The following is an 8,833-nucleotide window of genomic DNA, read 5'->3' as shown; positions in this document are numbered from 1 at the left end:
GACGAAGCCCAATACCCAAAACGCCCCCTCTGGATCGTCCTGACAATCCTCGCAAGCACCGCCATCTGGGCTATAACCCTCGGTGCCCTAAACCTAACACGCGCACACCTCGCGCATTAGGGGCCTCTCCTGAACGCTGGCGCTTTCAGGAGAAAACACGAGAGGGTAGAGTTGATGATCGCTAGGCACCGATCAATCCACGCTGTGCCTTATGCGCCCGTGAAAGTATAATCCTTGATGGATTGCGGTTTCATCTCAATCGAGAAACCGGGCCGGGTTGGTGGCATATAGGCAGCGTCCTTGATAACGCATGGATCAATGAAGTGCTCGTGCAGGTGATCAACATATTCAATCACCCTGCCCTGTTTGGTGCCAGACACCGCGACATAATCAATCATTGAAAGATGCTGGACGTATTCGCACAGGCCGACGCCGCCAGCGTGGGGCCAAACAGGCAGATTGTATTTTGCTGCCATGAGCAGAACCGCCAGAACCTCATTCAATCCGCCCATGCGGCAACTGTCGATCTGGACAATATCGATGGCACCGCCAGCAATCATCTGCTTGAAAACAATGCGGTTTTGGCACATTTCGCCGGTTGCCACTTTCACGGGCGCTATTGCTTCGCGGATTTTCTTGTGGCCAAAAACATCGTCGGGGCTGGTGGGTTCTTCAATGAAAAACGGCTTGTAGGGCTGCAATTCCTTGACCCAATCGATGGCCTGATTGACCTCCCAGACCTGATTGGCATCAATCATCATGAAGCGCTCATCGCCAATCACTTCGCGCACAATGCGCAAACGGCGCTTGTCGTCTTCCAGATCGCGACCGACCTTCATCTTGATATGGGTAAAGCCTTGGTCAATAGCTTCATGGCATAGACGGCGCAATTTCTCATCATCATAGCCCAGCCAGCCAGCCGATGTGGTGTAGCAAGGATAGCCTTCGCGCTCCAGCGTTGCGATACGATCCTGCTTGCCGACGTCAGCCTTTTTCAAAATGGCGAGTGCTTCTTCGGGTGTCAAAGCATCGGTCAGATAGCGGAAATCGACAATCGAGACGATCTCTTCCGGGCTCATTTCGGCCACCAGCCGCCAAACCGGCTTTCCAGCTTTCTTGGCCAGCAGATCCCACACCGCATTGACAACGGCACCCGTTGCCAGATGCATGGCCCCCTTATCGGGCCCGATCCAGCGCAATTGACTATCGGAGGTGATGTGTCGCCAGAAGCGGCCTGGGTTTTCTGCGATCCAGTCCAGATCAAGGCCGACAACAAGGTGGGTGAGTGCGTTGATCGCGGCACAGCAAATTTCATTGCCGCGACCAATGGTAAAGGTCAGCCCATGCCCTTCCAGTTCATTTCCGGCCAGCCCTTCGCTTTCCGTGCCCAAAATAACATAGGCTGCCGAGTAATCCGGATCCGGATTCATGGCGTCCGAGCCATCGAGGCTTAAAGATGTGGGAAAGCGCAGATCAATCGAACGCAAGCTGGTAATTTTGGTCATGGGAATGGCCTTGGTTGGAGAGGTAATCAGACGTCTGCGATAAAGGTCTGTTTTTGCGTGCCGAGACCTTCAATGCCCAGTTCCACAACGTCACCGGCTTTGAGGAAACGGGGTGGCTTCATGCCAAGGCCAACGCCCGGCGGTGTGCCGGTGGAAATCACGTCGCCGGGATGCAGGCTCATGAACTGGCTGAGGTACGACACAACATGGGCAACACCATACACCATGGTGGTGGAAGAGCCGTTCTGCATGGTTTCACCGTTGACCGTCAGCCACATTTTCAGGTTTTGCGGGTCAGCGATTTCGTCTTTCGTCACCAACCATGGACCAATCGGGCCAAAAGTGTCGCAAGATTTGCCCTTGGTCCATTGCCCGGCCCGCTCGGTCTGGAACGCACGTTCAGACACATCATGCGAGACGCAATAACCCGCCACATAGTCCATGGCATCAGCCTCGGACACATATTTTGCGGTCTTGCCAATCACCACGCCAAGCTCGACTTCCCAGTCGGTCTTTTCCGATCCGCGCGGGATCAGCACATCATCATTGGGGCCGCAAATGGCCGAGGTTGCCTTCATGAAAATCACCGGCTCCGGCGGCACGGTGGCACCTGTTTCGGCCGCATGGTCGGAAAAATTCAGGCCGATGCAGATGAATTTTCCGGTGCCTGCCACGCAAGCGCCAATGCGGCTATCGGCAGAGATTTCCGGCAGGCTGGAATGATCAAGGGCTGCGAGTTTTCCGAGGCACTCCGGCGAAATCGCCACCCCGCCAATGTCGGCAACATGGCCTGACAAATCACGGATCTTGCCATCCTTGTCGAGGAGAGCCGGGGTTTCATGGCCAATCGGCCCGACGCGCATCAGTTTCATAAAATAATCCTTCCCTGTTTAAATCGTCCAGCCGCCATCAATGGCGTAAGCCTGGCCCGTGGTATAGGTAGCACCCGCCAGATAGACCGCAAGGTCGGCGATTTCGTCGGGCGTACCGAGACGGCCAATGGGTTGGCGGGCAATGAAGGCGGCCCGCGCCGCTTCATAATCGCCTTGCGATTTCAGTCGGTCTTGCAGCGACGGGCTTTCGACCGTGCCGGGGCAAATGGCGTTGCAGCGAATGCCCTGCGATACATATTCGGCAGCAACCGATTTGGTGAGGCCAATGACGGCTGCTTTGGTGATGGAATAGGCGCAGCGGTTGGGCACGCCTTTGAGGCTGGATGCCACCGATGACATGTTGATGATCGCGCCATCGCCGCGCTCGATCATGCCCGGCAACACGGCACGTATGGTGCGCACCATGGCATGAACGTTCAGATCAAACGCAAAGGCAAGGTCGCTGTCCTTCATGTCCAGCACCGAGCCGGAATGCACAAAGCCTGCACAATTGAACAGAATGTCAAAGGGGCCGCTTTCCGACACCACCGCCTTGACCTCGTCATCGCTCAACACATTGAGGCGGCGCGTGGTGATCTTGCCATCCGCTGATAAATCAGCAAGGCCCGCTTCATTGATATCGGTGGCAACAACATGAGCACCCGCTCGCGCAAACGCCAAAGCACTAGCCCGGCCTATGCCTTGCGCTGCGGCTGTGACAAGCACGCGCTTGTTTTCTAATGATATGGACACTGAATTTCCTCCTCAGATCAATACGGCCGCAATGCAGCATGACATTATGGCAATTGGAAAGCCTATTTTGCGGATTTCAGCCCTCTGTCCAACGGCGTCTGGATGCGCCGAGATGTGTTTGCATTGCAGCTTGCGCCAGCAATGGCTCTCGCGCTTCAAGCGCGTTTAAAATGGCCTCATGCTCATCCAGCGCCTCTTGCCAGGATTGCAGACTTTCGGTGCGATCCTGCAACCGCTCAGCCAAAGGGCTGTAGCGTTCATCAAACAAGGAGCCGACGATACGCTCAAGAACGGAATTGCCCGATTGCGCAACGATTGTCAGATGAAACTGTCGGTCCAGCTCCAAGGGGTGGCGTCCCTGCGCGATTTCATTGCGCATGCCTTCGATAATGCCGCGCAATGTGGCGAGAGTTGCAGCCTCCATGCGGCTTGCGGCCAGCAAGGTGGTTGAGCCTTCAATTACAATGCGAGCCTGCATCAATTCCGAGGGGCTTTCGCCAAAGGATTCCGTGACCACGATGGGATTTTCGCGCTCTAACGCGACGTAGACGCCGGATCCCATGCGGATTTCGACCGTGCCGTCGATTTCCAGCGCAATCAACGCTTCGCGCAACGAGGGTCTTGAGACGCCAAGCTGTTGGGCAAGATCACGCTCGCTGGGCAGGCGCGTGCCGGGACCAAAGCCACTGCCCGCAATGAACTGACGGATCTGGTCGGCCACCTGCTGATAGAGCCTGCGTGTTTCGAATTTTTGCTCCATGACGATCCGTGTTGGTGATTCACCGTAAGTGACGCTGTTGATTGTCGCTTTAATTGGCCTTACCAAAACTCGAAGCGTCTGGCAATAAATTTCATTTCCAGTCATTTTTACGGGAAAATTTATCGAGCTGATAAAACTGGCTTGACCAATTTAATGTTGGTGGCTAATGCTGATCATCAGTCAGATCGGCCTTGTGGAGGGGCTGCCGTGGCTGATGAGGAGGAGAGGCTATGAGCGCGTCATCGAAGCAGGTGGAGAACCGTCGGTCTCAGGCGTCAATGGATGCTCAGCCGATCCTTGTTCTCAATAGCATTACCAAGCAATTTCCGGGTGTTCTTGCGCTGTCGGGCGTTCAATTTGATTTGTTGCCCGGCGAGGTTCATGCCGTCTGTGGCGAGAATGGCGCTGGAAAATCGACCTTGATGAAGGTGATCAGCGGTGTCTATCAGCCAAGCGCTGGTGAAATTGTCTATAAAGGCCAATCAGTTCATTTCTCATCGCCGCTGCAAGCCGAACAGGCGGGCATTGCCATCATTCACCAGGAACTCAATCTGGTGCCCCATCTCACCGTGGCCGAAAACATCTTTCTGGCCCGTGAGCCGCGTCTGAACACGCTGGGCGCGCGCATATTGGTGGATCGTAAGCGCTTGCGGATGGACGCAAAAATACATCTGGATCGCCTGGGTGTGGATATCAGCCCGGATGCAATAGTGCGCAATCTCTCGGTTGCCCAATGCCAGATGGTGGAAATTGCCAAGGCGCTGTCGCTCAAAGCCGAAGTGCTGATTATGGACGAGCCGACCTCATCGCTGACCGAGCAGGAAACGCGGCTGCTATTCAAGGTGATCCACGAATTGAAAGCCTCTGGCGTTGGCATCGTCTATATCTCCCATCGTCTTGATGAAATGGCGGAAATTGTTGACCGTGTGACTGTGTTGCGCGACGGAAAATATGTCGGCACCAGTGATTTTGCGGCTACCACCGTCGATGAGATTGTCTCGCGCATGGTGGGGCGCGCCTTGGAAGAGAAATTTCCAGAGCGGATCTCGACCCCAACAGAAGATGTCCTGCTGGAAGCCAAAGGGCTTAACCGTGCCGGTGTGTTTTCCGATATTCATTTCAGTTTACGGCGCGGGGAAATCCTCGGTTTTGCTGGCCTGATGGGGGCTGGCAGAACCGAGGTCGCCCGTGCCATTTTTGGAGCTGACCCGCTGGATTCTGGTGAAATCGCCTATCAAGGCCGCCCACTCTCCATTAAAAATCCGCGTGATGCGATTGCGGAGGGCATTGCCTATCTGTCTGAAGATCGCAAAAGCCAGGGGCTGGCGCTGAAAATGCCGGTTGCCGCCAATATGACACTTGCCAACATGGAAGCGGTGTCCAATCGCTATGGCTTGGTTGATAACAAGCGTCATGATGCCGTTGCCCGTCACTATGTTGATAAGCTGAATGTGCGCACGCCGTCTATTCAGCAGCCGGTTCGGCTGCTGTCAGGTGGTAATCAGCAAAAGATCATCATTGGCAAATGGCTGTTTCGTCAATCCAAAGTGCTGTTTTTTGATGAGCCGACGCGCGGCATCGATGTGGGGGCCAAGTTCGCCATTTACAAAATTATGGATGAGTTGGCAGCCGATGGCATTGGCGTGGTGCTGATCAGTTCGGAACTGCCGGAAATTCTCGGCATGACAGATCGTGTCGCGGTGTTTCATCAGGGCCGGATCATGGCCATTCTGGAAACACGCAAGACCAATCAGGAGGAGATTATGCGTTTTGCATCGGGCTATCAGGGGAGCAGGCCATGACCAATGCCGTAAAAGAAAATGGCATGCCGCCCGCATCCGAGCAGAAGCAGGCACGGTTTAGCGATCGCCAGAAAGATTTGATCCAGAAGTTCGCAGCCCTCGGCAGCCTCATTGTGCTGATTGCGATTTTCGCAGCCACCAGCCCCGCCTTTTTCAGCATTGATAACGGCATGACGGTGGCGCTTCAGGTCACCTCCATCGCCTTTTTGGGCATTGGGGCCACTTGCGTTATCATCACTGGCGGTATTGACCTTTCTGTTGGCTCGGTGCTGGCCTTGTCGGGCGTGGTTGCCGCCATTGCGGTGCGTGATTGGCAGTGGCCGGTGGCATTGGCGATGTGTCTGGGCATTTTCACCGGCACGGTTTGCGGTGCCATCAACGGTTTTGTTGTCACCCGGCTGCGGCTCCCGCCGTTTATTGCCACCCTTGGCATGATGTTGATTGCCCGTGGTGTGGCGCTTCAAATTACCGATGCGCGTGCTGTTTCAGGTCTTGGCGAAGCCTTTGGCGAGCTGGGCAATGGCGCTTTCATGCGCATGGTGACGATTGGCGATGATGGTTTTCCCAACGTGACCTTTCCGGGCATTCCCTATCCCGTCATTCTGATGGTGGTGATTGCCTTGGCGGTGGCCTTCATGCTGAACCGCTCGGTCTTGGGACGCCATATTTATGCGGTTGGTTCCAATTCGGATGCAGCACGTCTGTCCGGCGTCAATGTCGCCCGCATCACCGTCTTCACCTATGTGCTGTCTGGCACGCTGGCAGGCCTGACCGGCTGCGTGCTGATGTCGCGCCTCGTTACTGGCCAGCCGAATGAAGGCGTGATGTATGAGTTGGATGCCATTGCCAGCGCCGTGATTGGTGGCACCTCTTTGATTGGTGGTGTGGGCACCATTTCCGGCACCGCCATTGGTGCCTTTGTGATTGGCATCTTGCGCAATGGTTTGAATATGAACGGCGTTTCGGCCTTCACCCAGCAAATCATCATCGGCCTTGTCATTCTTGGCACGGTATGGATCGACCAGCTCCGCAACCGCCGCTGATATGCCCAGAGATAAGAAGGAACAGAGGAGTGTTCTTTCACACAACGGCTTTTGAGCCAGATAACCGGAGGAGAACCTTATGAAGACGTTTTTGATTGCAGCTTTGGCATCTGTTGCCAGCCTGGCGAGTGTGCCTGCCAGCGCCGCCGAAATTGCGGTGATTGTGAAAACCGTCAACTCGACCTATTGGCAGAATGTGCAAAAGGGCGCTGATGCCGCCATTAAAAAGGCCGGTGGTGATTACACCATGACCTTCCAGGGTCCGGCCTCGGAATCGGCCATTGCCGATGAAGTCAACATGGTCGAAAATGCCGTGAACCGCAAAGTGGCGGGCATTGTGCTGGCCCCATCTGACCCGGATGCTTTGGTGCCTGCGGTGAAGAAAGCCTGGGAAGCCCATATCCCGGTGATCGTCATTGACAGCCAATTGGCCAAGGGTGCCGATAAATATTACCAGTCCTTCCTGTCGACCGACAACAAGAAAGCGGGCGAGCTTTGCGCCAAGGAAATGATTGAAAAGGTGGGCACCACCGGCAAAATCGCCATCATGTCCTATGTGGCAGGCGCTGGCTCGGAAATCGGTCGCGTCGGTGGCTTTACCGATTACATCAAGGCCCATTCCAAGCTTCAGATTGTTGGACCTTTCTATTCCCAGTCACAGATGGCAACGGCTTTGAACCAGACCACGGATATGCTGGCCGCCAATCCCGATCTGAAGGGCGTTTTTGGTGCCAACGAGCCAACAGCCATCGGCATGGGCCGCGCCCTTGTGCAATCGGGCCGCGCTGGCAAGGTTGTGGCCATCGGCTTTGACGGCAACACCGATCTGCAAAACTTTGTCAAAGACGGAACGCTCGCAGCCATCGCGGTGCAGGGTTCCTACCAGATGGGTGAGAAGGGCATTGAGACCCTGATGAAAGTGCTGAAGAAAGAAAAGGTCGAGAAATTTGTCGACACCGGCGTTGTGCTGGTGACCAAGGACAATATCGACAAGCCGGAAGCCAAAAACGTCCTCTATTGATCTCTCATCCAGCCGCAGGCCCGCACGCCTGCGGCTCTTTTCGTTAAGGACCATGATCTTATGAAACCGTCTGATGCGCGCCGCCTGCCGAACATTGATCTCACAGTCACCACCATGGGCCTTGGCTGCGCCCAGATGGGCAATCTTTATCGCCTGACCAGCTATGAAGAGTGCAAAACCGCTTTTGATGCGGCGTGGGAGCGCGGTATTCGCTATTTTGACACGGCTCCCCATTATGGCCATAGCCGCTCGGAATTACGCCTGGGCACCATGCTGACAGATAAACCACGCAAGGATTATGTGGTCAGCACCAAGGTGGGACGGCTGATGCAGCCGGATGCAAACATGGGTGATGAAGCAAACGGCTTTATCAATCCCCTACCCTTTCAAGGCGTCTATGATTACAGCCATGACGGCATTTTACGCTCGTTTGAGGATAGCCAGAAGCGGCTGGGGGTGATTGATCCCGATATTCTCTACATTCATGACATCGGCACCGTCACCCATGGCGATCAAAATGCGCATTATTGGGCGCAGCTGACCAAAGGCGGTGGTTTCAAGGCCTTGAATACTCTGAAAGAGCAAGGGGCGGTCAAAGCCATCGGCCTTGGTGTGAATGAGTGGGAAGTGGTGCGCGATGCAATGGCGGAAACCCACATCGATGTCGCCATGCTGGCGGGGCGCTATACGCTGCTCGAGCAACACAGCCTCGGTTTTATGAATGATTGTGTAAAGGCAGGCACGGCCATTGTCATTGCGGGAGCCTTTAACTCTGGCATTCTGGCGGGCAATCGAAAGTTTAATTATGAGGATGCGCCGGCAGATTTGCTGAAGCGGGTCGAGGCGCTGCAAAAGCTCTGCGATGACATGGGCGTGAGCCTGCAAGCTGCCGCCTTGCAATTTCCACTCGCCCATCCGGCAACCGTCTCCGTGGTCTCAGGTGCGCGCAATGGCGGGCAGATTTCAAGCAATGTCGATTGGCTGGAGGAGAGCATTGCGGACGAATTTTGGCATGCGCTTAAGGCGCAGGCGCTGATTGATCCAGACGCACCTTTGCCATCGGCTGGATGATAAACC

The 8,833-nt window shown here is 55.1% G+C and carries 8 protein-coding genes; 4 read left to right on the top strand and 4 right to left on the bottom strand.

Translation table 11 applies throughout. The features are described from left to right. Nucleotides 1-209 precede the first annotated feature (209 nt). The 4 genes from E6C51_RS17300 to E6C51_RS17285 form a co-directional block, all read right to left on the bottom strand. Nucleotides 210-1,505 carry an L-fuconate dehydratase gene (locus tag E6C51_RS17300; protein ID WP_190236906.1) on the bottom strand — a complete coding sequence of 432 codons (1,296 nt, stop codon included), beginning with the start codon at nucleotides 1,503-1,505 and terminating at the stop codon, nucleotides 210-212. A gap of 26 nt (nucleotides 1,506-1,531) precedes the next feature. Continuing rightward, nucleotides 1,532-2,377: a fumarylacetoacetate hydrolase family protein gene (locus E6C51_RS17295; protein ID WP_190236905.1), complete on the bottom strand. Its 846-nt coding sequence runs from the start codon at nucleotides 2,375-2,377 to the stop codon at nucleotides 1,532-1,534. Nucleotides 2,378-2,395: 18 nt separating this feature from the next. After that, the gene (locus E6C51_RS17290; protein WP_190236904.1) at nucleotides 2,396-3,130 is read right to left on the bottom strand and encodes an SDR family oxidoreductase; all 735 of its coding nucleotides are present in this window, start codon (nucleotides 3,128-3,130) and stop codon (nucleotides 2,396-2,398) included. Nucleotides 3,131-3,206: 76 nt separating this feature from the next. Beyond that, nucleotides 3,207-3,890 (bottom strand): FadR/GntR family transcriptional regulator, encoded by a 684-nt coding sequence (locus E6C51_RS17285; protein WP_190236903.1) that lies wholly within the window; start codon nucleotides 3,888-3,890, stop codon nucleotides 3,207-3,209. A 278-nt stretch (nucleotides 3,891-4,168) separates the two neighbouring features. Between E6C51_RS17285 and E6C51_RS17280 the strand changes: the two genes are divergently transcribed. From E6C51_RS17280 to E6C51_RS17265, 4 genes are all read left to right on the top strand, one after another. Beyond that, the gene (locus tag E6C51_RS17280; protein ID WP_230987403.1) at nucleotides 4,169-5,692 is read left to right on the top strand and encodes a sugar ABC transporter ATP-binding protein; all 1,524 of its coding nucleotides are present in this window, start codon (nucleotides 4,169-4,171) and stop codon (nucleotides 5,690-5,692) included. A gap of 23 nt (nucleotides 5,693-5,715) precedes the next feature. After that, entirely contained in the window at nucleotides 5,716-6,735 is a 1,020-nt protein-coding gene (locus E6C51_RS17275; RefSeq protein ID WP_146937642.1) for an ABC transporter permease, read from the top strand. Between the two features lie 79 nt (nucleotides 6,736-6,814). Beyond that, nucleotides 6,815-7,756 carry an ABC transporter substrate-binding protein gene (locus E6C51_RS17270; RefSeq protein ID WP_190236901.1) on the top strand — a complete coding sequence of 314 codons (942 nt, stop codon included), beginning with the start codon at nucleotides 6,815-6,817 and terminating at the stop codon, nucleotides 7,754-7,756. Between the two features lie 60 nt (nucleotides 7,757-7,816). After that, nucleotides 7,817-8,827, top strand: coding sequence for an aldo/keto reductase (locus tag E6C51_RS17265; RefSeq protein ID WP_190236900.1), 1,011 nt, complete (start codon nucleotides 7,817-7,819; stop codon nucleotides 8,825-8,827). Nucleotides 8,828-8,833 lie beyond the last annotated feature (6 nt).

The organism is Gillisella terrae (assembly GCF_004801395.1).
Lineage (GTDB): Bacteria > Pseudomonadota > Alphaproteobacteria > Rhizobiales > Rhizobiaceae > Allorhizobium > Allorhizobium terrae.
This window is presented reverse-complemented; position numbering and strand designations above follow the sequence as displayed.